Annotated in this window: 25 protein-coding genes; 21 read left to right on the top strand and 4 right to left on the bottom strand. The window is 53.8% G+C overall.

The window, feature by feature from the left end; genetic code table 11:
• Window positions 1-8: 8 nt before the first annotated feature.
• The 11 genes from accD (at window position 9) to ACJJIN_RS10865 (ending at window position 12,458) form a co-directional block, all read left to right on the top strand.
• Window positions 9-863 carry an acetyl-CoA carboxylase, carboxyltransferase subunit beta gene (gene accD, locus ACJJIN_RS10915; protein WP_282931874.1) on the top strand — a complete coding sequence of 285 codons (855 nt, stop codon included), beginning with the start codon at window positions 9-11 and terminating at the stop codon, window positions 861-863.
• 77 nt (window positions 864-940) lie between these two features.
• Window positions 941-2,215: a bifunctional tetrahydrofolate synthase/dihydrofolate synthase gene (gene folC, locus ACJJIN_RS10910; protein ID WP_444898071.1), complete on the top strand. Its 1,275-nt coding sequence runs from the start codon at window positions 941-943 to the stop codon at window positions 2,213-2,215.
• The gene (locus ACJJIN_RS10905) at window positions 2,196-2,840 is read left to right on the top strand and encodes an SPOR domain-containing protein (RefSeq protein WP_444898070.1); all 645 of its coding nucleotides are present in this window, start codon (window positions 2,196-2,198) and stop codon (window positions 2,838-2,840) included. Before folC ends, ACJJIN_RS10905 begins: the two co-directional genes overlap by 20 nt.
• A 241-nt stretch (window positions 2,841-3,081) precedes the next feature.
• Window positions 3,082-3,576 carry a CvpA family protein gene (locus ACJJIN_RS10900; RefSeq protein WP_282931877.1) on the top strand — a complete coding sequence of 165 codons (495 nt, stop codon included), beginning with the start codon at window positions 3,082-3,084 and terminating at the stop codon, window positions 3,574-3,576.
• A gap of 45 nt (window positions 3,577-3,621) precedes the next feature.
• Window positions 3,622-5,109, top strand: coding sequence for an amidophosphoribosyltransferase (purF, locus tag ACJJIN_RS10895; RefSeq protein ID WP_282931878.1), 1,488 nt, complete (start codon window positions 3,622-3,624; stop codon window positions 5,107-5,109).
• Window positions 5,110-5,293: 184 nt separating this feature from the next.
• A complete protein-coding gene (locus ACJJIN_RS10890) occupies window positions 5,294-6,475 on the top strand; it encodes an O-succinylhomoserine sulfhydrylase (RefSeq protein ID WP_282931879.1) in 1,182 nt (393 codons plus the stop codon).
• A gap of 415 nt (window positions 6,476-6,890) precedes the next feature.
• Complete coding sequence (locus ACJJIN_RS10885; RefSeq protein ID WP_444898069.1) at window positions 6,891-7,802, top strand: AAA family ATPase; 912 nt, start codon at window positions 6,891-6,893, stop codon at window positions 7,800-7,802.
• Between the two features lie 4 nt (window positions 7,803-7,806).
• Entirely contained in the window at window positions 7,807-8,817 is a 1,011-nt protein-coding gene (locus ACJJIN_RS10880; protein ID WP_444898068.1) for a DUF58 domain-containing protein, read from the top strand.
• Window positions 8,817-10,847 (top strand): transglutaminase TgpA family protein, encoded by a 2,031-nt coding sequence (locus ACJJIN_RS10875; RefSeq protein WP_444898246.1) that lies wholly within the window; start codon window positions 8,817-8,819, stop codon window positions 10,845-10,847. The genes ACJJIN_RS10880 and ACJJIN_RS10875 overlap by 1 nt, the downstream gene beginning before the upstream one ends.
• Window positions 10,848-10,871: 24 nt before the next feature.
• Window positions 10,872-12,092 (top strand): MFS transporter, encoded by a 1,221-nt coding sequence (locus tag ACJJIN_RS10870; protein WP_444898067.1) that lies wholly within the window; start codon window positions 10,872-10,874, stop codon window positions 12,090-12,092.
• A gap of 72 nt (window positions 12,093-12,164) precedes the next feature.
• Window positions 12,165-12,458, top strand: a complete 294-nt coding sequence (locus tag ACJJIN_RS10865; RefSeq protein ID WP_413664960.1) for a DUF3175 domain-containing protein — start codon at window positions 12,165-12,167, stop codon at window positions 12,456-12,458.
• 30 nt (window positions 12,459-12,488) lie between these two features.
• Here ACJJIN_RS10865 and sppA read toward each other — a convergent pair whose 3' ends face one another.
• From sppA to arsC, 4 genes are all read right to left on the bottom strand, one after another.
• The gene (gene sppA / locus ACJJIN_RS10860) at window positions 12,489-14,354 is read right to left on the bottom strand and encodes a signal peptide peptidase SppA (protein ID WP_444898066.1); all 1,866 of its coding nucleotides are present in this window, start codon (window positions 14,352-14,354) and stop codon (window positions 12,489-12,491) included.
• An 86-nt stretch (window positions 14,355-14,440) separates the two neighbouring features.
• Window positions 14,441-14,788 (bottom strand): DUF2069 domain-containing protein, encoded by a 348-nt coding sequence (locus ACJJIN_RS10855; protein WP_444898065.1) that lies wholly within the window; start codon window positions 14,786-14,788, stop codon window positions 14,441-14,443.
• A 10-nt stretch (window positions 14,789-14,798) separates the two neighbouring features.
• On the bottom strand, window positions 14,799-15,419 hold the full coding sequence (gene wrbA, locus ACJJIN_RS10850; protein WP_444898064.1) for an NAD(P)H:quinone oxidoreductase: 621 nt from the start codon (window positions 15,417-15,419) through the stop codon (window positions 14,799-14,801).
• On the bottom strand, window positions 15,419-15,763 hold the full coding sequence (gene arsC / locus ACJJIN_RS10845) for an arsenate reductase (glutaredoxin) (protein ID WP_282931887.1): 345 nt from the start codon (window positions 15,761-15,763) through the stop codon (window positions 15,419-15,421). Before arsC ends, wrbA begins: the two co-directional genes overlap by 1 nt.
• A 172-nt stretch (window positions 15,764-15,935) precedes the next feature.
• On the opposite strand from arsC, the gene ACJJIN_RS10840 reads away from it, so the two are divergent.
• The 10 genes from ACJJIN_RS10840 (at window position 15,936) to ACJJIN_RS10795 (ending at window position 23,085) form a co-directional block, all read left to right on the top strand.
• Window positions 15,936-17,339, top strand: coding sequence for a YihY family inner membrane protein (locus tag ACJJIN_RS10840; protein ID WP_444898063.1), 1,404 nt, complete (start codon window positions 15,936-15,938; stop codon window positions 17,337-17,339).
• Window positions 17,257-17,718, top strand: coding sequence for a TlpA family protein disulfide reductase (locus tag ACJJIN_RS10835; protein ID WP_444894511.1), 462 nt, complete (start codon window positions 17,257-17,259; stop codon window positions 17,716-17,718). Before ACJJIN_RS10840 ends, ACJJIN_RS10835 begins: the two co-directional genes overlap by 83 nt.
• Before the next feature lie 162 nt (window positions 17,719-17,880).
• Window positions 17,881-19,245, top strand: a complete 1,365-nt coding sequence (locus ACJJIN_RS10830) for an L-cystine transporter (RefSeq protein ID WP_413664966.1) — start codon at window positions 17,881-17,883, stop codon at window positions 19,243-19,245.
• Window positions 19,246-19,394: 149 nt separating this feature from the next.
• Window positions 19,395-19,808 (top strand): hypothetical protein, encoded by a 414-nt coding sequence (locus ACJJIN_RS10825; RefSeq protein ID WP_444898062.1) that lies wholly within the window; start codon window positions 19,395-19,397, stop codon window positions 19,806-19,808.
• Window positions 19,809-20,170: 362 nt separating this feature from the next.
• Complete coding sequence (locus ACJJIN_RS10820; RefSeq protein ID WP_444898061.1) at window positions 20,171-20,695, top strand: RNA polymerase sigma factor; 525 nt, start codon at window positions 20,171-20,173, stop codon at window positions 20,693-20,695.
• Entirely contained in the window at window positions 20,692-21,078 is a 387-nt protein-coding gene (locus ACJJIN_RS10815; protein ID WP_413664969.1) for a hypothetical protein, read from the top strand. The genes ACJJIN_RS10820 and ACJJIN_RS10815 overlap by 4 nt, the downstream gene beginning before the upstream one ends.
• Window positions 21,062-21,301, top strand: coding sequence for a hypothetical protein (locus ACJJIN_RS10810; protein ID WP_444898060.1), 240 nt, complete (start codon window positions 21,062-21,064; stop codon window positions 21,299-21,301). The genes ACJJIN_RS10815 and ACJJIN_RS10810 overlap by 17 nt, the downstream gene beginning before the upstream one ends.
• A complete protein-coding gene (locus ACJJIN_RS10805; RefSeq protein ID WP_444898059.1) occupies window positions 21,294-21,995 on the top strand; it encodes a DUF3106 domain-containing protein in 702 nt (233 codons plus the stop codon). Before ACJJIN_RS10810 ends, ACJJIN_RS10805 begins: the two co-directional genes overlap by 8 nt.
• Window positions 21,996-22,138: 143 nt before the next feature.
• Complete coding sequence (locus ACJJIN_RS10800; protein ID WP_413664972.1) at window positions 22,139-22,702, top strand: glycine zipper 2TM domain-containing protein; 564 nt, start codon at window positions 22,139-22,141, stop codon at window positions 22,700-22,702.
• 65 nt (window positions 22,703-22,767) lie between these two features.
• Complete coding sequence (locus ACJJIN_RS10795) at window positions 22,768-23,085, top strand: PepSY domain-containing protein (RefSeq protein ID WP_282931896.1); 318 nt, start codon at window positions 22,768-22,770, stop codon at window positions 23,083-23,085.
• Window positions 23,086-23,106: the final 21 nt, after the last annotated feature.

The raw sequence follows: 23,106 nt of genomic DNA, 5'->3' as shown, positions 1-23,106 counted from the left end.
GAAACGAGATGAGCTGGTTAGAAAAAATTGTCCCTGCGGTAATTCGCACAGAGCGTCGCACCGGCAGCAGCAAGGTCCCCGAGGGGGTTTGGAAGAAGTGCGTCAAATGCGATGCGATGCTTTATCGCCCGGAGCTGGAACGCAATCTGGATGTGTGCCCCAAGTGCGATCACCACTTTAGAATCGGCGCCCGTCGCCGCCTGGATATCTTCCTCGACGAGGAAGGTCGTGAAGAGCTGGCCACCGATGTGCAGCCGGTTGATCGCCTGAAGTTTAAAGACGTTAAAAAATATAAAGACCGCTTGGTGCAGGCACAAAAGTCCACTGGTGAGAAGGATGCCCTGATCGCTATGCAGGGCAGCCTGAATGGTGCTCCCCTGGTAGCGGTAGCATTTGAGTTCGCTTTCCACGGTGGCTCCATGGGCTATGTGGTCGGCGAGCGCTTTACCCGTGCCGCTCAGCGTGCCTTGGAGCAACGTATCCCGCTGGTTTGTTTCTCTGCTACCGGTGGTGCCCGGATGCAGGAGGCCCTGATCTCCCTGATGCAGATGGCTAAAACCTCAGCGGTGCTGGAAAAAATGAAGATGGCCGGCGTGCCATATATCTCCATTATGACCGACCCGGTATACGGTGGTGTTTCCGCATCCCTGGCCCTGCTGGGGGATATCAACGCGGCGGAGCCCGGAGCGCGCGCTGGTTTTGCCGGCCCGAATATTATCGAGCAGACCATTCGCCAGAAATTGCCGAAAGGTTTCCAGCGCAGTGAGTTCCTGCTGGAGCACGGCGCAATTGATATGATTATTCCTCGCAAGGAAATGCGCTCTACAGTGTCCCGCATATTGGGTAAACTGACCGGCAACTGATTTCCATTCCCATAGGGTAATGCTGTGATCAGCTTAATTTCCGCTGATTGCAGCCCCCATCATTGATGTTTTCAACTATGCCTTCACTGCAAGATTGGCTCTCCCGCCTGGAGCAGCTGCACCCTTCCGAAATTGAATTAGGTCTTGAGCGCGTCGCGTCTGTGGCCGATGCACTGGGTATCCAGAAACCGGCACCGACAGTGATTACTGTGGCGGGCACCAATGGTAAGGGTTCCTGCGTGGCGACTATGGAGGCGCTGCTGTGTAAGGGAGGGCGCTCCGTAGGCGCTTACAGTTCCCCACACCTTCTGCGCTTTAACGAGAGGGTGCGTATCGGGGGTGAAGAGGTTGCCGATAAAGATCTCGTGCTGGCGTTTGAGGCTATCGAGGTTGCTCGCGGTGAGACCAGTCTGACCTATTTTGAATACACCACCCTGGCGGCGCTCTGGTTATTTCAAAGGGCAGGCGTCGAGTTTGCACTTCTGGAAGTTGGCCTGGGTGGACGCCTGGATGCAGTCAACCTGGTGGATGCGGATCTCGCTATTATCACCAGTGTTGCCATTGATCACGAGGACTGGCTTGGCAGTGACCGGGATATAATCGGCCGTGAAAAAGCCGGTATCCTGCGTGCTGGGGCGCCTTTTGTCTGTGCTGATAGCAACCCCACCCAATCTGTGCTGTCTGCGGCAGAAAAATTGTCTAGTTCCAGTTACTTTATAGGTCAGGATTTCTCTCTCAATTTGGGAGAGGGTAAAAAAGAACTTTACCGTTTTGGTGAGTTGGAACTTGCGATCCCTCCGATCAACTTGCCGCGCCCGAGTATCGCTGCTGGGATTACCGCGCTGGCTCTGCTCAATGTATTGCCCCAGGGTGGGATCGAATCTGCACTGGCTGAAATTGCCCTGCCTGGGCGCTGTCAGCAGGTTCAATGGCAGGGGCGCAACCTGCTGTTGGATGTGGGGCACAATCCGGCAGCGGCCGAACACTTGGCTAAATGGCTTGCAGATCACCCTGTAGATGGTGAGACCCATGTGCTGGTAGCGGCTATGGCCGATAAGGATTTGGTGGGGCTCTTCGCGCCTTTGCGGGATGTGGTGGATGCCTGGCACCCCGCAGAGTTACCGGGTAATAGCCGCGCTGCGAGCGGAGAGACCTTGCTGAAAGGTCTGGCCGCAGCAGGTGTTGAGGCAACGAACGCCGATAGCCGCTGTCCAAGCGTCGCCGATGGTTTACAACAGCTGCTGCCGACCATTGGTCCACAAGACAGGTTGCTTGTATTTGGTTCCTTCTTTACTGTGGCTGAGGTTCTGCAGCAGATGCGAGACGAAGGTAATGGAGAATTGCGAGGGTAAACCCTCCCGCCGAGGGCGATTGAACGACGGATTTAAGCAGCGCATTGTCGGTGCGCTGGTTTTGGCTGCGCTTGCCGTTATTTTCTTGCCCAGCCTGTTGGACCGAGAGGCCGCAGGCAATATCAGTGAAGCCAGCCAGATTCCGGCGGAGCCGGATATACGCCCTATAGAAATTGCCGAGCCGCAACCGGTAGCGGATGCTGTGCCTGCACCGGCGCCCGGTGAGGCTTTCCAGCCGGATTTTCCAGAGAACTTCTCCAACCCGAAGGCTCCAGTAGCTGATGAGGGAGAGGAGCGGTCAGAGGTCGCCAAGAGTGATGAGCAGGAGGAAAAACTGGCCGCGCCGAAGAAGGGAGCCTCGCCACTTGTGGATGCCTATGGCCTGCCTGTGGCCTGGGTGGTTCAAGTGGCTTCCTACCGGGATGAGTCCAATGCGGACAAGCTGCGTTTGCGCCTGATGAACGAGGGCTACAGTGCCTATACTCGGGCAGTGGATACAGACAAGGGTCGCTTGGTGCGGGTCTTTGTTGGGCCAAAGGTCAACAAGGCCGATGCCCATCAGCTGAAAAAAGAACTGGATACCCTTCTGAAAGCCCAGACCTTCGTGCTTCAGTTCAAGGCCTGATCGGGCCTTTGACTTCAGGTTGCCACCATTTCAGCCCGAGGCGGATGGTGGCAACTTGCTGGCAGACTTCCACTTTGCACTTTTATTCGCAATTAACCGATTGCCACTGCGCCAAACGTCCAGGGAAAGCGGTACTACAAGTAATAAATTCCAATCGGTTGGCCTACGGCTTCACGCGCTTAGTCCCTTCAGTTAGAATGCGCGCTCTTCGCGGCAGCAGCCGCCACGCAGGTAGGATTGAATGAATTGGGCTGACTGGATCATTCTGGCTATTGTGGGTATCTCCACGCTTATCGGCCTTAGTCGAGGTTTCATCAAGGAAACCTTGTCTCTGCTTACCTGGATTGCCGCCTTTATCGTCGCCATGATGTTTCGCGACCAGCTGGCGCCAATGCTATCCAACCTCGTCGACACCCCCTCCCTCCAAATGATTGCAGCTTTTGGCATCCTGTTTATCGGCACCTTACTCGCTGGCGCCGGTCTCAACATGGTGCTTTCTGCCTTTGTTGAGGCAACTGGGCTATCCGGTACAGATAGAGTGCTGGGAATGGCGTTTGGCTTGGTGCGGGGAGCCATTGTCGTGATGGCGCTGTTGATCCTGGCCCCGGCATTGGTGCCGGTGGAACAGGACAGCTGGTGGAGTCAGTCTGTTCTGATTCCCCATTTCCTCGAGTTTGAGGATAGTGCGCGGGAGCTGGCGGGCTCCGTTAAGGAATTCTTCGTAAAGTTGTTTTAAATAGAGCGCCAAAAGCGCTCTTCTCGAGTCAATAGGGTCAAATATATGTGTGGTATCGTCGGTATCGTCGGTAAGAGTGACGTCAATCTGCAGCTCTATGATGGGCTCACTCTGCTACAGCACAGGGGACAGGATGCCGCCGGTATCGTTACCTGTGACGATGATCGCCTGAACCAGCAGAAAGCCAATGGTCTGGTTCGCGACGTATTCCGCGCGCGCCACATGGAGCGTCTGAAAGGCAATTTTGGTATTGGTCACGTCCGCTACCCCACTGCCGGCAGCTCCGGCCCGGCGCTGGCTCAGCCGTTCTACGTGAACTCCCCCTACGGCATCGCCATGGCTCACAACGGCAACCTCACCAATGTGCACGAGGTGGTCGATGAGATCTTCCAGCAGGACCTGCGCCATATCAATACAGATTCTGATTCGGAAGTGTTGCTGAACGTGTTTGCCCACGAGCTGCACAAGTTGCACAAGCTGCAGCCGAAAGCCGAAGATATCTTCAGTGCGATGCGCTCTGTACACAAGCGCGTGCGCGGCGCCTACGCTTGCGTTGCCCTGATTGTTGGTTACGGTATTGTCGCTTTCCGCGATCCCAACGGAATTCGCCCACTGGTTTACGGCAAGCGTGAAACCGAGAAGGGCACCGAATATATGGTGGCTTCCGAGTCCGTGGCTCTGGACGTACTGGGTTACACCTTGGTGCGCGATGTCGCTCCTGGCGAAGCGCTCTATATCGAGCTGGATGGCACTGTGCACTCCGAGCAGTGTTCAGATAACCCGTCTTTGACTCCCTGTATTTTTGAGCATGTGTACTTTGCCCGTCCTGACTCCATTATGGATGGCGTATCGGTACACAAGGCGCGTTTGCGTCAGGGTGAGCATCTGGCGGACAAAATTCTCAGCATGCGCCCGGATCACGATATCGACGTGGTTATCCCGATCCCGGATTCTGCCCGCACGGCAGGTCAGACGGTAGCCCACCGCTTGGGGGTGAAATTCCGTGAAGGTATGGTGAAGAACCGCTATATCGGCCGGACCTTCATCATGCCCGGTCAAAAGCAGCGCAAGAAGTCGGTTCGCCAGAAGCTCAACGCCATCGAGCTGGAATTCCGTGGCAAGAATGTGTTGCTGGTAGATGACTCCATTGTGCGCGGTACTACCTGTAAGCAGATTATCCAGATGGCCCGCGATGCCGGTGCTGCCAAAGTGTACTTCGCCAGTGCTGCACCAGCGGTAAAATACCCGAATGTCTACGGTATCGATATGCCCTCCGCCACTGAGCTTGTGGCTCACGGTCGCACCACCGAGGAAATCTGTGAGGAGATTGGCGCAGACTGGTTGATCTACCAGGAGCTGGAAGATCTGGTAGTCAGCTCCAGTGGCGGTAAGCAAAAAATTGATCGCTTTGATTGCTCTGTATTCGATGGCAATTACATCACCGGTGATGTGGACGAGGAATACTTGAACGATCTGCACGCTCAGCGCAATGATACGGCCAAGCGTAAAAAGGCCGACGCCAACGCTTTGTAATTCGTCCTTGGGGGAATATCTAAATATCCCTCACCTGATTTGGCGGGCGGCAAAAAACCGTTTTTTGTAGCCTGCCAATAGTAAAAAAGCGTAAGCGTCCTTTTCTCGCGGCAGAAGAGGGCGCCAGTTAAGATCGTTTCGGTTAAGATGACTGCTTCCAAAAATACTGACCAGGAAGCGGTATATGTTTGAAGACGACGGTTACGCTCTGGAAACCCTGGCGGTGCGCGCCGGCCAGGTTCGCTCACCGGAAGGAGAGCACTCCGAGGCACTTTACCTCACCTCCAGTTATGTTTTCCCCTCCGCTGCAGAGGCTGCTGCGCGCTTCTCTGGCGAAAGCTCCGGCAACGTCTACTCCCGCTATACCAACCCCACAGTACGCACTTTTGAAGAGCGCATCGCTGCTCTCGAAGGCGGTGAAGCTGCGGTAGCCACTGCTAGCGGCATGGCTGCCATTCTCAGTATTTGTATGGCGTTACTGAAAAGTGGCGACCACGTTATCTGTTCCCGCAGTGTTTTCGGCACAACTACGGCTTTATTTGGCCGCTATATGGAAAAGTTCGGCGTGCGGGTGAGCTATGTCGATTTGACCGATATGGATGCCTGGAAGCAGGCCGTAGATGGTTCCACCAAGCTGCTGTTTATGGAGACGCCTTCCAACCCTCTGTGTGAAGTAGCCGATATCCGCGCGTTGGCACAGGTCGCCCACAGCGCTGGTGCCATGCTGGTTGTCGATAACTGTTTCTGTACCCCGGCACTGCAGCGACCTCTATCCATGGGCGCCGATATTGTGGTGCACTCCGCAACCAAATTCCTCGACGGCCAGGGCCGGGCCCTGGGCGGTGTTGCTGTTGGCCGCAAGGAAGTAATGGATGAGTTGGTGGTTTTCCTGCGCACTGCCGGACCGAGTATGAGCCCGTTTAATGCCTGGGTATTCCTCAAAGGCCTGGAAACTTTAAAGCTGCGTATGCAGGCGCATTGCACCAATGCACTCGACTTGGCTTGGTGGCTCGATGAGCAGGAGATGGTTGAGAAAGTAAATTACACCGGCTTGCCTAAACACCCCCAACACCGCCTAGCGCGGGAACAGCAAGACGCTTTTGGCGCAGTGCTGAGTTTTACTGTGCGCGGTGGTCGCGAAGCTGCCTGGAAAGTGATCGACAATTGTAAAATCCTCTCCTGCACCGCCAACTTGGGGGATGCAAAAACCACTATTGTGCACCCTGCCACGACAACCCATGGCCGCCTTAGTGATGAAGATAAGGCTCGCGCCGGAATTACTGAAAATTTGATTCGAGTTTCGGTAGGGCTGGAAAATGTTGAGGACCTCAAGCGCGACTTGATGCGTGGATTATCCCAGTTATAAGCGCTGGCGTAAGCGCCCAGCTACCTATGATTATTAGGGAGCCTCTGAATAATTCCGCAATACCTCTGCGGGCCTTGAAGGCTATAGATGTTAGGCGTAGTGTGCCGCGAATGGCCACAGCCCTTTGCAAGAGCTGCAACACAGCAGATGCGGCCTTCAAGACCCGCCCTTCGGGGCTTGCAGAGCGATTCACACTCTGCGTTGCAGCTTCTTGAAAGGTCTAGACATTCCTGCGAAGCCGCGCCTTGATTGTGAACCGCGCTGCATGCCAGCGGTATCACGGAGTTATCCAGAGGCTCCCTAGCGGACAGTGAAATACTGTTCGCTGCTTCCGGTAGTGTTTGCATTTTGTCGCGCCCCTGCCGGTGTGCAGAAATAGCCCCCTTGAGAAAAATTGAGCAGTAATGGATTTGCCGTGCAAAAAATAGTTTCCGCCATAGTGTCTGATATCGGCAGTGTTTTGTTGGGTAAAGAGCGTCAGGTAAAGCTGGCGCTGGCCTGTTTGTTATCAAAAGGCCACTTGTTAATTGAAGATCTACCGGGCATGGGTAAGACCACCTTGGCCCATGCACTCGCACAGGTGCTGGGGTTAACGTATAAGCGGGTGCAGTTCACCAGTGATATGTTACCGGCGGATATTCTTGGTGTTTCGATATTTGATCGGGAGTCCAGCCAATTTCACTTTCACGAGGGACCCGTGTTTAGCCAGGTGTTATTGGCGGACGAGATTAATCGCTCATCGCCAAAAACCCAAAGTGCGCTATTAGAGGCCATGGAAGAGCGCCAGGTGAGTGTCGATGGCGAGACCCGCACACTGCCCCAGCCATTTTTTGTGATTGCCACGCAAAACCCGATGCAACAATCGGGCACCTTTGCATTGCCGGAATCTCAACTGGATCGCTTCCTGATGCGTATCAGCCTCGGCTATCCCACCCGGGAGGCGGAACGAGCTTTGTATTTGGGGGCCGATCCGAGGCAGCAGCTGGCGAAGTTAAAGCCGAGAATCGATACCGCCACACTCGGAAAAATGCAAAACCTGGTTACGCAAGTGAAAACTTCTGACAGTCTGTTGGATTACCTTGAGCGACTGGTTTTGCAAACCCGCCAGAGCCCGGATTGCGCAGTGGGTTTATCACCCCGAGGCGCCTTGGCCCTTTTGCGCGCAGCCAAAGCCTGGGCGTTGATTCACAATCGTGGCCATGTTTTGCCTGAGGATATCCAGGCTGTGTTGCCGGCGGTGGCAGGACATCGATTACAGAGCGATGGCAGCAACGGCGAGCAGTTGGTTGAGCGTCTGATGCGCCAAGTGGATGTGATCGCGGCCTGAGTCGATGAATGTAAGTCACCCCCAACGTCGGAACCCTTCCCGCAATCCGATACACCTGCTGGTGGAATATTGGCGCAACCTTATGCAGCGCTGGCTTAGTCGCCGGGCACCGCGGGCCCGAGCGATTACCTTGAACCACAGCCGATTATTTATCCTGCCCACGCGCGCAGGCTTAGGTTTCCTAATAGTGGTGGCATTATTGTGGTTGCTGGGCACCAATTATGAAAACAATCTGGTTTTCGCTCTGACATTTTTGTTGGTCAGCATTTTAGCGGTGTTGCCACTACACACCTTTGCCAATTTAAGTGGCGTGCACTTGCGCCTTGTGGATACCCGAGCAGCTTTTGCTGGTGATTTTGCCGAGGCGGAAATTAATGTCAGTTGTGAGGGCAAGCGGGAGCGGGAATGGCTCGAGCTGAGTTGGCCACCGGAGCAGGGCAGTCGCGTGGATTTGTGCGAGCAGAAAAGTGCGGATATTTGTATCTCTATGCCGGTAGTAAAACGTGGGCGAGTGCAGGCACCTCGGTTGAGGGTTGAAAGTCGTTTCCCTCTCGGGTTATTTCGCTGCTGGAGCCGCATTGACCTGGATGTTGAATTTTTGGTTTACCCCCGTCCAATTTCTGCGGGCCCTTTACCGCTAGGAGAGACTGTTGCCGAGGGGGAGTTTGGTGAGGTGAAGCGGGGGGGAGATGATTTTGCCGCGCTAAAACCCTATCAAGCGGGTGACTCGTTACGCCATGTAGCCTGGAAGCAATACGCGGCCGGACGCGATCTTTACAGCAAGGACTATGAGCGCAAAACTGACACGCGCTTGTGGCTCGACTGGGGTTTACTCGATGGTAGGGATATAGAGATGCGCCTGAGCAATCTCTGTGACTGGACCCTACAAGCGGAAAAGCAAGGCATTGCATATGGTTTGTGCCTGCCTGGCATTTCAATAGAGCCTTCGCTCGGTTCCGAGCATCAGCAGCAGGTCTTGCAGGCATTGGCCCTGTACCCCGGGCGAGGCCAGTGATGATTGCGAATAAGGATTTATTGCCCAGGGAAAGTTTGCTGTGGATTTTTGCTGCCCAGTTTGTCGCCCTTTTGCCGCAATTCACAATGCTGCCACTGTGGGTGGTTTTTGCCTGGGCCTTTGCGGTTTATTGGCGCCTGGAAGTCTTTCGCGGGCGCAGGGATTTACCCGGCCGCGCTCTTAAACTGACAGTGATTCTATTGACGGTGGCGGGACTGGCTCTGTCCTATCGGCGCTTGTTTGCTTTGGAGCCGATGATTGCACTCTTGGCGCTGTCATTCACCCTGAAAAATCTCGAACTGGTCAGCCGCAGGGATGCCTTTGTCAGTCTACTGCTGGCCTACTTCGTAGCCGCCACTCTGTTTGTGCAAGAGCAGACCATTCCCTATGCACTTTACGGTTTACTGAGTGTGTTGGTAATTACTGCAGCCCTGGCGGCGCAGCTGGGACACTTTAGTGCGCGCCCGCGCCGGGCTCTGGGATTATCCCTGCGGTTGGTGGCACAGGCCACGCCGTTAATGGTGTTGTTGTTTTTGGTGATGCCTAGGCTGGGGCCCCTTTGGTCTGTGCCGCAGAATACCTCCGCTGGGCGTACCGGTGTCAGTGATTCGATGGCCCCGGGAGACTTTACTGAGCTTTCCAAATCCAGCAAGCCGACCTTGCGTATCTCCTTTGATGGACCAGTGCCCCCGCCAGAGCAGCGCTACTGGAGGGGCTTGGTGTACTCGGAATTTGATGGGCGTACCTGGCGCCAGGGCTATGGTGTTGACCCTCGAAATGGCGGGCGAGTGTATTGGAGAAGTGGTGAGCAGGTGCTTCCGCAAGTGGGTCCCCGTTATCGCTACCAGGTTATCCAGGAAGCGAGCCGCAGCCCTTGGCTATTCGCTATGGCAAAACCGGCTTCAGAGAGCGCGGGTGTGGGAGAGACAACTGATGATCGCCTGGTAAAACGGACCCCGGTTCTCAACCGCTTTTCTTACCAGGTAAGTTCCTGGCCGAGAGAAACCCTGTCGCTCAGTGCTACTCTCAGCAATGCGGAGCGGCGCAGGAATTTGCAACTTCCCAGTTTCGGCAATAGCCGTACTCGTCAGTGGATGGCTTCCCTACGAGATCAGGGGCTCAGTGCTGAGGCGGTTTCCTCCCAGCTGCTGTCGCACTTCCACAGTGCTTTCACTTATACCCTGAAGCCTCCAGCACTGGGCGGCGATACTATTGATGAGTTTCTTTTCGATAGCCAGCAGGGCTTCTGCGAGCACTTTGCCGGTAGTTATGTGTTTGCTATGCGCGCAGCGGGGATACCGGCGCGAGTAGTGGCTGGTTACCAGGGCGGTGAGTGGGTCAGTGGAGAAGAGTACTTATTGGTGCGAGAGTACGACGCCCATGCCTGGGCAGAAATTTGGCTCGACGGCCAAGGCTGGCAGCGTGTAGACCCCACAGCGGCAGTAGCTCCGGAGCGGGTGCGCGACGGTCTGGAGAGTGCGGCGGGTGAAGAGTTTATGCAGGACTCCCTATTTCTCTTGCACCGTATCGGTATTCTCAGCCAGTTGCGCTTACAGTGGGATATGATCAACTACCGTTGGTATCAAACCGTGGTGAGCTTTGATGCCGATCGACAGCAGAATTTGTTACAGCGGCTATTTGGTGATCTGTCTCCAATGCGTATCGCCCTATTACTGGGGGCGCCGATTCTTGTGCTTTTGTTGGGGATCAGTTTATGGGCGGCCCGCTCCGCAGGAGGACCCAAGTTGGCGCCTGCGGAGAAGCTCTACCAGCGCTTTTGCCGGCGCATGGCCCGCAATGGGGTCCAGCGGCATTCCGGTGAGACTGCAGGATCCTATGCCCGCCGGATTGCCGAGGAAAAACCGGAGATGTCTGGTTATGCCGCAGCAGTGACAGAGGCTTTTGAGTCTGCCGCCTATGGTGGTGATGGCTCTGGGCTAAGAACACTTCGGAAGCTATCAAGCTGGTATTTCTGGTTGCGGCACTCGGCAAATATGACGCCGCACAAGCGTGAGTTGGCAGGTTATTAATCATTGAGTTATTTCGTATCTAGAATGCCAACCCAATTGCAAAGGTTTCTGTTGGGCTATAGCGGCACCTCCCTGGCAACCGGGTTGCAGGTGATATTGCTGCCCTGGATTGCGCTGATGATCGTGGATCTTCCGGCCCTGCAATTGGGGTGGATTCAGGCATCAGTATTGCTGCCAAACCTGGTATTCCTGCTGTTTGGCGGCGCTTTGGCGGATAGGCGAGACCCGGCTCTGGTGTCGGCTCTGGCCTGCTTGGGCCTGGCGCTTTGTCATACCGCATTGTTGTTGTATTTCACCTTCCATGTCCTGAATTTATCCACCTTGATGGTTTACGGAATTTGCCTGGGGGTGTGCAGCGCTTTTTTACAGCCGGCACGGGATAACTTGGTGCAGCGCAGTGCCCGCAACCGCAAGGGGCAGGCCACTGAGCGAGGCGTGCAAAAAACCGTAACCTGGATGATGTTGGCGCAGTACGGCGGCCAGGCGGTGGGTATGCTATTAGCGAGTCGATTTGACCAGTGGGGCTTGCAGCACTTACTGGGTGTACAGATTGCCGTTGTGCTAGTGGCTTCATTATTACTTTTCTCCTTGCGCCAGCCTCAAGAGCGTCAAAAGGCACCAGAGAAGCGACCCCATACCCTGATTCTTGATGGTCTCAGTCAGGCATGGAAACACCCGGTTTTGCGGGAGCTGACCGCATTGATGGCATTCAATGGCTTTGTGCATATCGGGGTTTTCCTGGTGGTCTTGCCGCTGCTGGCTGAGGACTACGGTCGCGGTGCCGGTTACTACGCGACCCTGCAGCTGGCATTTATAGCGGGCACGGTGATCGCGACGGTGACTATGTTGAGACGGGGCCAGGGACAGGAGCCAGGGCGGGGAATTTTGATGTGCTTGCTTTACAGCGCAGCACTCTTGATTGCTATCAGCCTGGGGCCAACAAAGTTTGGCTTGATTCTGTTGTGTCTGTGTTGGGGGGCGGTTGCGGCAGCCTCCGCGGGGTTGGGGCGAGGCATTGTGCAATTGCTGGCGCCGGCGGATTATCGCAGTCGCATTATCTCCATTTATCAATTTGCCCTATTTGGCTCTGCGGCGCTGGGAGCCCTGGCTGCGGGTGTTTTGAGCGAGGTTGCAGCGCCTCTGACGACACTATTGTGGGCGGGAATTCTGAGTTTATTGGCATTCGCACTGGTTGCCCTGAGTGGGGCTCTACGGCAGGTTAAAATTTCCGATAGCGAGGTATAGGAATCCCGCAACGACCAAATCCGGTTGAGCCACCATATATTTAACAGGGAACTGCGGTTATGGAGGTGGGGTTTGGTATCTGTAAAAAGTGCCAAATGGTCACAGAGAGTCACGACAAACAGCCATGCGCTGGACCTTGAAGCCGGTGTATTTAGCCTGGATGATCCAAAAGCGATAGCCAAATCCCTGAAGAGTGCAGCTGAGGCTAGTCAGCAGCGCAAATCAGAGCCTTTCCGTTCAGCCATGTCTATGCTCACTTTTTATATCAATCGTGCGGGTCATCATTTGCCTGCGCGCAGGCGCAGAATCCTGGAGGCCGCGAAAAATGAATTGCGTGAGCTTTATGGGCGTCCGCGCCGGCATTGAGCCGGCGCAGGGTAGAGGCGATGAAGTCTTTTAGGGGGCTAGGCAGGGCAGGCAGCGCACGTAGAGTCCGCGCGGGTCGCGGAAGCTCTGCAGTTCGCCGATTGGTGCCAAAACCGGTTGTAAGCTGTTTAACCAGGCGCCGAGTGGCAGGTTTGCCTCAAGGCTGGCGGCGATACGTGCATCCACATTATCGCTCAGGGCGCGCAGGAATCTTTCGCCGGGAGTCAGCTCGCGCTGGATCTCTATTACATCGTATTCTTCGATCTCAGCAAGCTGTGCGGCGTCGGCAATGGCGTCGTTGAGATTGCCCAGATCGTCTACCAGCCCCAGGTTTTTGGCCGCGCGCCCGGTCCAGACCTGGCCCTGGGCAATTTTGTGCACTTCCTTGGGAGTGCTGCCACGGGACTCGGCCACAATTCTCAGGAACCTGGCGTAGGTATTATCCACTCCCTGTTGCAGGATACTGGCGGCTGCCTCGGGTAGGGCACGATCCAACCGCATGCTGCCGGCCAGGTCTGAAGTGCCCACACCATCGGTATAAATACCCAGTGCCTCGAGGGAATCCTCAAAGGTCGGGAAGGCGCCAAATACGCCAATGGAGCCTGTCAGGGTTGCGGGAGAGGCCCAGATTCGATCGCCGCCGGTAGCAATCCAGTAGCCACCAGATGCGGCCAGACTGCCCATGGAGATAACGACAGGGATATCGGCTTCGCGGGTGGCGAGTAACTCCTGTCGAATTGCTTCTGACGCGAAGGCGGAGCCGCCACCACTGTCAATGCGTAGAACCAGTGCATCAACTTCTTTTTTGCGCGCCTGTGCGATTAGTTCACCCAGGCTTTCGCTGCCGATCCTGCCGGCGGGAGCGCGGCCATCGACAATAGAACCGCTTGCCGTGATTAAGGCAATCTTATTGGGTTCTTTCTTGGCGGCGACTTCGCTGAGCTTTTGGCTGCGTAAATAGGTGAGGGCATCGATGGCCTTATAACTGCGTTCATCGTTCTCATCTTCACCAATGGTTTTGCGTAGCTCTTGAACAGCCAAGTTGCGGTTGGCGAGTTGGTCGACCAGTTTATTAGCCAGAGCAGTACGTGCCCAGTCGCCCTCATGCTGCTGCAGTTTCTGGGGTAGCTCGTCGATAAATAGATCGATGCTTTCAGTTGGCAGGTTGCGAAGGCCGGTCACCTGTTCGGTGTATTCACTCCAGAGTTCATGCAGCCAGCGCTGGTTATTCTCACGGGAAGCCGGAGACATGTCGTCGCGAGTATAGGGTTCGATAAAATCCTTGTAGTCGCCAACGCGGAACACGTGGAAATTAACTTTGAGCTTTTCAAGGGCGCTTTTATAGTAATTTCGATAGACGCCAAAGCCGGTGAGCATCACGGAACCCATTGGATTCAGGTACACCTTGTCGGCGTGGCTGGCGAGGAAATACTGCGCCTGGGTGTAGTTATCACCCACCGCATAAATGGGCTTGTCGGCAGCCTTGAAGCGCTGCAGGGCTGCGCCAATCTCGTCGAGCTTACTGAGGCTGCCGCCGACCATATTGTCGAGCTCTAGCACCAGTGCGGAAATGCGTTTGTCCTGTGCGGCTTTGTCGATAGAGTCGACAAGATCCTTAACCCTGATTTCTGCTGGCCCCTGGGAGCCGCCGAAGAAAATCGGTAATCCGCTGGGCTGGCTGAGCTCATCTACCAAAAATCCACTCGGAGCCACTCGAAGGGCCGCGCCTTGTGGGACTACCAGCTGTTCGTCCTTGCCAAAAATTGCGATACCCAGGAATACCAGTATTAACAGGAATATCAGGTTGGTAAACACTCGCCTCAGCCAGGTAATTGAGCCGCCAATGGCACCAAAAAAGCTGCGGAACAGTCCTTTCTCATTGGATGAATCAGTCAAACCTCAAAACTCCTTAGTGCGCTGAGGGGCAAGCGTTGTCTATTTATCAGTTACAAAATCATAAGCAATGTGAGTAGTGCCGGTGGCTATTGCATGCGATGCCAGCGGCTGCTCATCATTGATGAAAAGAATAGGATAAGGCTAAGGACTACCAGTACGCCATCCTGCCAGCCGCGTGTAGGCATCGTTACACCGACAATACTGGCAGTGATATACAGCAAAAGAATAAAACAGAGCCACAGATAGCTGCGATAGTGCTGCTTGAGTAACCCAGGTAGTACCAATAGCAGTGGTATGGTCTGCAAGCACCACAGGAACAATGAGCCGCCTTCGAGGAATAGATTCCAGACGACAAACAGTACGAGCATGCCGATATAACAAATCCAGTTTATTCGCAGCGCTATCTTGAGCTTGCGCTGTACAGAATCGTTCACACTTTATCCTCTAGTTGTCGCCGTTATGCGAATTATCCAGCGTCTGTGCCAGGCTGCCGACTCGCTTGCCCAGTGCCCGGCACAGGGTTACTTCGTCATCGGAAAGCGATGTGGCGTGTTCACCGGACCAGTGTGAGGCACCATAGGGTGTGCCGCCAGTGCGGGTGCGCATTAAGGCGGCTTCGGAGTATGGGATGCCGGCGATCAACATGCCGTGGTGCAGCAGGGGCAGCATCATGGATACCAGCGTAGTTTCCTGACCACCGTGAAGACTGCCAGTGGCGGTAAATACCGCAGCCGGCTTACCGGTAAGGCTGCCATCGAGCCAAATATCACTGGTTTGGTCAAGGAAATAGCGCAGCGGAGAGGCCATGTTGCCAAAGCGGGTGGGGCTGCCCATCAGTAAACCGGAGCAATTGCGCAGGTCCTCGATTGTACAGTAGGGGGCACCTTCGGTGGGTACCGGCGGCTCGCTGGCTTCAGTGTCTGGGGATACGCCGGGCACGGTGCGCAGGCGAGCGGTAATCCCACTGGCCTCTACGCCGCGAGCCAGTTCGGTGGCCATGCGCGCTGTAGCGCCGGTGCGGCTGTAGTAGAGGATGAGGACATAGCCTTCGTTGTCCCGATCCATCAGATCAGCCCCAGTACATTTTCAGGGGGCCGCCCTATCACTGCTTTGTCGCCTTTTATAACGATCGGGCGTTGGATCAAAATAGGGTTTTGAGCCATTGCGTCAATTAACTGGGATTCGGCCAGATCTTTGTCTTTCAGATTTAACTGCTTGTAGGGCTCTTCACCAGTGCGCAACAACTGTCGTGCATCAATATCCAGTTTGTGCAGCAACTGCTGAATATCCTCGGCAGAAGGTGGAGTTTGTAGATAGAGAACCACCTCAGGTTCAATACCGTTATCCTGCAATAGCTGTAGGGTTTGGCGGGATTTTGAGCAGCGGGGGTTGTGGTAAATCGTCCACATTGTGGCGGCATCCTGTTACTGTTTGGCGTATTCTAACCGAAGAATGTTGCGGAGTTCTAAGGCGCTTCTGAATAATTCCCCCAACGTCCTGCGGGGTTTTCGGGAGCTCCTTGGCTATTTGGGGCAGTAATACTGCGGCCTGGGCGAGATGTCCAGGCATAGAGAGATCACAATGAGAAGCACCGTAAAGGATTGGGGAAACCACTGGCTGCGCTTTGCGACGTCACTGTGGAAACTGTTTGATGAAAAGGATTGTCGGCAACGCGCGGCTGCTCTTACCTACCTGACACTGTTTGGCATAGTTCCCCTGGTGACGGTCAGCTACGCCATGTTGTCACTGTTTCCCGACTTTGCCGGCTTGCAGAGTAGGTTACAGGATCAACTGTTCACCCACTTTTTACCTCAGAGTGGGCGCGAGATCCAAAAATATATCAGCAGTTTTTCCGAACAGGCACAGCGTTTGACTGGCGTTGGTATCGCGATGCTGATTATTACTGCGGGTTTGACCCTTCGCGGTATCGAGGGGACCTTTAATTCTATCTGGGACGTCCAAAAAGGCCGCAGCGGCGTTTCGAGTTTTCTTTTGTACTGGGCGATATTGAGTCTCGGTCCAATCCTATTAGGGGCGGGACTGGCGACAAGTACTTTTGTCTTTTCACAAAAATTTTTCTTGGGTGGAGCTGATTCTTTTGAGGTAACTTCGTTGTTATTCAGGATTCTGCCGTTTGTTTTCAGCTCCATAGTTTTTACCCTACTGTTCATAGCTGTGCCCAATTGCTATGTCCCGTTGCGCCACGGAATAGAGGGGGGGATCATAATCTCGATTGTTTTCGAGGTTATGAAGTACTTATTCGGCTTGTTGGTAGCGCGGAGTTCGGTCCAGGCAATCTATGGGGCATTCGCTGTTGTTCCCCTGTTCCTGCTTTGGATTTATCTGATGTGGATACTGGTATTGGCTGGCTGTGTGTTGGTGCGCACACTATCGGTTTATCAAGCTGCGACCCAGGAGCGGGAGCATTCTGACCTGGTTGCCCTCCTTATTGTTCTCTGGCAGATGTATAAGAAATGCGCGAAGGGGAGGCCTCTGAAGGAGCGAGATATTTCCCGTATGGGAATCAAGTTTGTTCAGTGGCGAAGGTTGCGGAATATCCTTCAGGCTAATCGTATGGTGACCCAGACTGATCGCAATGATTATGTTTTGCTGAGGGACCTGAATACGGTGTCCCTGGTTGAATTGGCAGGTTGGCTGAGTTCGGATTGGATGCCCAGTGGAATTCCTGCGAGTCTGGATGGATTGCCCTGGTATGGAGAGGTAGAGCAACGCTTTGCCAATGCCAGAGAGTCAACCCGGGAGCAATTAGGTATCACTGTTGGAGAGTTGTTCCTGGAGGCCGAGCAAAAGGAAGCTGAAGATAAGCCCCTTGAGCTGGGCCACGACGGCGGGACTGATGATAAGCAAACAAACTCTGAAACCGGGGGAGAAAGTGGGCCTGATGAAAATAGTCAAAGTAAAGATGGCAAGAGCAGCAGCGGTCACCTTTCTTTTGTTGGTATGCGGAATAAGCGCCTGCGCTAAAGACGATAAATCGCTTCTAGCCATTGATGGGGAAGAGTTGGATGTATCGGGTAAGGTTTTGCTGGTTAACTATTGGGCAGAGTGGTGTAAGCCCTGTCGAGAGGAGATCCCGGTCCTTAACCAACTGGCCGACGGTAACAACAATGTCGTTGTTGTTGGGGTGAACTTCGACAATTTACCGATTGCGGAAATACAAAAACAGGCGGATAAGTTGGGTATTACTTTTCCCGTTCTAGTGGCCGAACCGCAAGGGCGCTGGGGGCAGGAGAAGCCGGAGGTGCTGCCTTCTACGTTCATTATTGGTACCGATGGTCGCTGGCATAAAACATTGGTTGGGCCGCAGGATAGAGACGACTTCATTTCGGCTCTCAATCTATAGCGAGTACTAATGGAGTGTTGGTAAAAGCCGGCGGGGTAACAGTGGATTATTAGAAGCTCCCAAACTTTATAAAACTATAACTAACACATCTATAGGCTTGTGGCGGTTCGCTGATAGCATGCCGCCACTTTCCCCTTTTGTTCCGGGTGGGACCCAGACCTTATGCATATCAGTTCATTTGCTTTCCTGCTTCTATTTATTGTTTTTATATACGGACTTTTTCGCTGGCAGCGAGGCCGTGACTCCCTCGCACCAGCAGTGCTGGCTGGCCTGATTCTTGGGGTTATCTTTGGAGGCACCCTGCAACTGTCTCGCGGATGGGGGGCTGCACCCGCAGAGGTGATACCTTGGGTAGAGATGATAGGGGACAGTTACGTAAACCTATTGTATTTACTCGTGATGCCCCTGGTGCTGACTTCCATATTAGTGGCGGTAGTTAAAGTCAGCCATACCCAGGCGCTGGGCAAAATCAGTATTTCAGTCCTGGGGGTGCTATTGGGAACAACGGCGGTGGCCGCTCTAATTGGCGTGGCTATGGCCGAGCTATTTGGTTTGTCGGCTGCGGGATTGGTTGAGGGTTCCAGGGAAGCTGCGCGAGTGGAAGTACTGAATGAGCGCATTGGCAAGGTCACAGACCTTTCCATTCCTGAGATTATTACTTCTTTTGTGCCGCGCAATATTTTTCTGGACCTGACCGGGGCTCGCTCTACTTCTGTTATAGCGGTGGTTATATTCGCGGTGCTTTTAGGGTTGGCAGCCTTGGCGGTTCGCCGTGAATTTCCCGAAGAGGGCGCAGCGATTGAGCGCTTCGTTCATGTGGCTCAAGTCTGGGTTATGAAGCTGGTGCGACTAGTGATGGCTTTTACCCCTTACGGCGTGATGGCTTTGGTTACCGGCCTGATCGCTAAATCCAGTATGGGAGATATTCTTAACTTATTGAGTTTTGTTCTGGCCTCCTTTACGGCTATTGGTTTGATGTTCCTGGTGCACGGTCTGCTGCTACTGATTAATGGTATCAATCCGCTGCACTATTTCACCAAGGTATGGCCGGTGCTGGTTTTTGCCTTTAGCTCCCGCTCCAGTGCTGCAACTATTCCCCTGAATGTCGAGACTCAGGTGGACCAGCTGCGTACGTCTCCAGCAATTGCCAATTTCTCTGCATCTTTCGGTGCGACTATTGGGCAAAACGGCTGCGCCGGCATTTATCCGGCCATGTTGGCAGTGATGGTGGCAGTCCCCATGGGGATCAATGTATGGGACCCGGTATGGATTGCTACTTTAGTGGCGGTTGTAATGATCAGTTCTTTCGGTATAGCGGGCGTTGGTGGTGGGGCTACCTTTGCAGCCTTGGTGGTATTGCCGGCGATGGGGTTGCCAGTCACTATCGCGGCTCTGCTGATTTCTGTTGAACCTCTGATTGATATGGCGCGAACCGCGCTGAATGTTAACGGCGCTATGACTGCTGGCACCCTGACACAACGCTGGCTCGGTGATGAAGTGCCCGGCCCGGAAGTTGTAGAGGGTTGAGCAGAGAACGGTACTTTGCGCACCGATTTTTTTTGTCTTCTGATTTTGCCGATTTTTCATAGGAGTCCTGTCAACCAGCTCTAGTGCCTGACGTTATAGTCAGTGCTGTTAACGCATTGAGTTTTTTGTTCACGGAACTGGAGCAACTTATGAATAAACTGATAGGACTGTCAGTACTGGCGCTTAGCCTTGGTTTTCCCCTCTCGCTGCAAGCTGAAAGCAGTGAGGATGTTGGACATGATCGCGGCGACCGTATCGAAAATCGTCTCGACAGAAAGGGGGATCGCATTGAAGAGCGCCTTGATGATAAAGGTGATCGTATTAATGAGCGCTTGGACCAGCGGTCTGAGCAGGCTGCCGCTAATGGGAGAGATAAATTAGCTGCACATTTAGATAAAAAAGGTGATCGTATCGATAGGCGCCTGGATAACAAAGGTGAGAAAATAAACGAGCGCCTCGATAAAAAAGGCGAGCGAATAGATAATAGATACGATCGGAAGAACGAACGCGGCGAGCGGACAAAAAAGCACCATCGTAGATCCCGTGACAACAATAACGATTAGTGATTGTTGGTTGTAGCAGGCATTATCTAGTGGGTTGCGGCAAACTAAGGAGCCTCTGAATAATTCCGTGATATTTCTATAGTCTTGGAAGACTGCAGTCGCTAGGCGCAGCCTGCTGATAAAGGCCTTAGTCCTTTGCAAGAGCTATGCAGTAGCCGGGGCCTTCTAAGCCTGTCCTACGGGGATTTCAGAGTGGTTCATACTCTGTGCTGCGACTTCTCAAAAGGTTTAAACACTCCTGTGAAGCCGCGCCTAGACTGTGAGCTGCCCTGACAGCCAAAGAAATATCACGGAATTATTTAGAGGCTCCGCAATAGCCGTAGAAGGATTGCATCCTCGTCAAGGGACCTCAATCGGCTTTTATGGATCAGTTTCTCGCTTCAGTAGAAAAGCGGGCATTCACTATGGCGAAATATGCTGTAGGGGACCGTGATGATGCGCTGGATATCGTTCAGGACTCTATGCTTGCACTCGTCAAAAGCTATAGCTGCCGAGATAGTGCGGAGTGGCGCCCATTATTTTTTACCATTCTTAATAACCGCATAACCGATTGGCATCGTCGCAAGAAAAACCTGTCCCGTTGGCAGCTGTTGAAAGATAAACTTCCTATTAATAGCGAAGGCGATGAATGGGATCTGAGTGAATTTCCCGACCCCAACGGCCGCAGCCCGGATAGTGTCCTAATCGGTGAACGTACGATTGATGCCATTGACCGCGCCATTGAAAAGTTACCTCTGCGCCAACAGCAGGCTTTTTTGTTGCGCTGCGTTGAAGGCTTTAATGTCAGTGAGACAGCAGGAGCTATGGCTTGTAGCGAGGGAAGTGTGAAGACTCACCTCTCTCGAGCATTGCGCAGCCTGCGGGTTCATTTGGAGGCGATGGAATGAGTAATTTAGAAAACAATTCATCGACTAACGAGAAGCGTATACTCGGAGCGGCCAGTGCCGCTGTTATACGTAGAGAGAGATCGCTCGATACGGAAACCCTGGCTGAGTTGCGGCGAATCCGCTCCGCAGCGCAAGATCAAAATAATAAAAAACGGTACTTTTCACTCAACACCTTGTATCCATACCTTCCAGTTACAGCGGCTTCTGCCGCAGTGCTATTTCTTGCTCTATGGTGGCCCAGTTCTGTTATCAATAATGAAAGTCGTACAGAGCTGCTAGTGAGTGGTGATTGGCTGCTGGATGAAGATATGGATATCGAGATGATTGAGGATATGGAGTTTTATCAGTGGTTGGCGGAGGAGCTGGATGGGCACTCTTCGTAGTGTTTTATTCATCATATCTATGTGTGCGCTCGTATTTCCAGGTACTACCGAGGCGGAGGAAGCTGAGCCTCTGCCGGAGGAATTCCTGTTATTCCTGGAAGAGTGGGTCGATGAACAAGGTGATGTCGTTATCCCTGAAGATCCCGAGTTGGTTCAAGGTCCCGGGCAAACCCAAGAAGGCACCAAAAGCAAAGATATATGGCTGGGGGACAGTCATGATTAAAACCCTGGTCGCAACTTGTTTGATGGCAGCCTCTCTGCTTTGGGCTGGTATGGCGTGGTCGGTGGAGTGGAAAAGCCTAAGTGATAGTGATCGCAAGCTGTTACAGGGCATGGAAGAGCGCTGGCCCAACATGTCTGATAGCCAGCAGGAGAGGTTGTTGCGGGGTGCGCGTCGATGGAACTCAATGAGCCCTGAGCAGCGCGACAATGCTCGGCAGCGCTATGAAAAATGGCAGTCTCTGCCCCAGGAACGCCGTAATCAGCTGCGGGAATCTTATCGACAGTACCGTGCCCTGCCGGAAGGCAGGCGTGAGAGTATCCGTGAGGCTCGTGAGAGATATCGGCAGATGTCCCCCGAACAGAGAGAGCAAGTGCGCGAGCGCTGGCGGGAAGCTAGGGGCGATAAGAGTGAACCGCAAAGGCCCAGAGGTGATAGGGCTCGGGGAGAGCGAGCGCAAGGGGATAGACTCAGGGAAGATGGGCCTAGGAGGGATAGGTCCGATGAGAATAGACCTAGAGGAAACCGGCACAGAGAAGACCGACCAAGGGGCGACCGGGCGAGAGGAGATAGGCCCAGAAGGGAGCACGAAAGGGGGAGAAGGCACCAGGATTCACGGCCAAGGCGTGATCGAGAGGCCAGTGACCGACGAGAGGGTGATGAGGAGACTGATAGTTCATCTGGGGCTCCTGAATAGTGGCCTGCCATTCAAATTCCAATCCTGAGAGGCTGGCTTATCGTTTTACCTCGCTGCTACGCTGGTACGACAGTGTAATTCAGCGTCTATTCAGATCATCTTAAGTAATCTGGCTCCCGTTGATGACTAGCGGGAGATATATCGTGCAACTATACAAACAGCTAATCGCGGGTGCGGCAGTTGCGGCACTGGTGGGTCTAAGTTCTACTGCCAGCGCGGGCCCCCGAGGCTACGCTGCGGGTGGCTATGATTATGCGCGAGTTACCGAGGTTACTCCCGTCTACACCGATGTTCAGGTTGTTACACCGACGACTCAGTGTCGCGATGAACAGGTTGCCTATCGCGAGCCGACTTCCCCGGCAGGTACTGTAGTGGGGGGACTTATAGGTGCTGCAATCGGCAATAACTTAGGCGATCACGGCCACCGTGGACGCTACGGTTATCATCGCAGTCACAATCGTGGCGGCGCCACAATCGCAGGGGCTTTGGTGGGCGCCCTGGTAGGTAACCAGATCAGCCGTGCCAATGCTCCAGTCCACTATGCAACAGAGTCCCGTTGCCATGTTGTAGATGAATACTCTACAAGAAGGGAATTAGTCGGATACGATGTCCGCTATCGGTATAATGGGCAAGTTTACTTGACTCGCACTGACCATCATCCGGGCGATAGAATCCGGGTCCATGTCGACGTCTCACCGGCTCTTTGAGCCCGGTTGAGGGCGGCAGGGAGTTTATAAAGGGTGGAAAATTGGATATCCACAGGAGCCGCACCGTGAAACTGAATCGTACCTTACTTGGCTTTATTGCTTTTACCGCTGTGTTTTTGCCGGCGCTCTGCAGTGCCACGGTACACAGCTACCCCGCTTATGAGCGGGAGAGTTTCCAACCCCACTTTCTTCGTGTTCAAGGGGGAGAAATCTCAAGGGATCGGGCTGCTTCAATCGTAAAACAACGCTTTGGTGGAAAAATTCTCGCCATTTCTGAGACCAAGAAACAGGGGCGAGCCGTGTATCGGGTGAAAGGACTGTCGGCCAAAAGCCAGGTTTATGTGGTGTTTGTCGATAAACAGAGCGGCCGTATATCCCGCTAGCAGAATAATTGCGAGCCGCAA

The sequence above is a fragment of the Microbulbifer maximicatervae (SeqCode) genome (assembly GCF_052467505.1).
Note: the sequence above shows the minus strand (reverse complement) of the source record. Positions and strands in the feature narration are given on the sequence as shown.

Bases quoted from the DNA above. Each gene is read 5' to 3' on its own strand.
- accD (WP_282931874.1), top strand. From the start codon at position 9: ATGAGCTGGTTAGAAAAAATTGTCCCTGCGGTAATTCGCACAGAGCGT.
- folC (WP_444898071.1), top strand. From the start codon at position 941: ATGCCTTCACTGCAAGATTGGCTCTCCCGCCTGGAGCAGCTGCACCCT.
- ACJJIN_RS10905 (WP_444898070.1), top strand. From the start codon at position 2,196: ATGGAGAATTGCGAGGGTAAACCCTCCCGCCGAGGGCGATTGAACGAC.
- ACJJIN_RS10900 (WP_282931877.1), top strand. From the start codon at position 3,082: ATGAATTGGGCTGACTGGATCATTCTGGCTATTGTGGGTATCTCCACG.
- purF (WP_282931878.1), top strand. From the start codon at position 3,622: ATGTGTGGTATCGTCGGTATCGTCGGTAAGAGTGACGTCAATCTGCAG.
- ACJJIN_RS10890 (WP_282931879.1), top strand. From the start codon at position 5,294: ATGTTTGAAGACGACGGTTACGCTCTGGAAACCCTGGCGGTGCGCGCC.
- ACJJIN_RS10880 (WP_444898068.1), top strand. From the start codon at position 7,807: ATGAATGTAAGTCACCCCCAACGTCGGAACCCTTCCCGCAATCCGATA.
- ACJJIN_RS10875 (WP_444898246.1), top strand. From the start codon at position 8,817: ATGATTGCGAATAAGGATTTATTGCCCAGGGAAAGTTTGCTGTGGATT.
- ACJJIN_RS10870 (WP_444898067.1), top strand. From the start codon at position 10,872: ATGCCAACCCAATTGCAAAGGTTTCTGTTGGGCTATAGCGGCACCTCC.
- wrbA (WP_444898064.1), bottom strand. From the start codon at position 15,419: ATGGATCGGGACAACGAAGGCTATGTCCTCATCCTCTACTACAGCCGC.
- arsC (WP_282931887.1), bottom strand. From the start codon at position 15,763: ATGTGGACGATTTACCACAACCCCCGCTGCTCAAAATCCCGCCAAACC.
- ACJJIN_RS10840 (WP_444898063.1), top strand. From the start codon at position 15,936: ATGAGAAGCACCGTAAAGGATTGGGGAAACCACTGGCTGCGCTTTGCG.
- ACJJIN_RS10835 (WP_444894511.1), top strand. From the start codon at position 17,257: ATGAAAATAGTCAAAGTAAAGATGGCAAGAGCAGCAGCGGTCACCTTT.
- ACJJIN_RS10830 (WP_413664966.1), top strand. From the start codon at position 17,881: ATGCATATCAGTTCATTTGCTTTCCTGCTTCTATTTATTGTTTTTATA.
- ACJJIN_RS10825 (WP_444898062.1), top strand. From the start codon at position 19,395: ATGAATAAACTGATAGGACTGTCAGTACTGGCGCTTAGCCTTGGTTTT.
- ACJJIN_RS10820 (WP_444898061.1), top strand. From the start codon at position 20,171: ATGGATCAGTTTCTCGCTTCAGTAGAAAAGCGGGCATTCACTATGGCG.
- ACJJIN_RS10815 (WP_413664969.1), top strand. From the start codon at position 20,692: ATGAGTAATTTAGAAAACAATTCATCGACTAACGAGAAGCGTATACTC.
- ACJJIN_RS10810 (WP_444898060.1), top strand. From the start codon at position 21,062: ATGGGCACTCTTCGTAGTGTTTTATTCATCATATCTATGTGTGCGCTC.
- ACJJIN_RS10805 (WP_444898059.1), top strand. From the start codon at position 21,294: ATGATTAAAACCCTGGTCGCAACTTGTTTGATGGCAGCCTCTCTGCTT.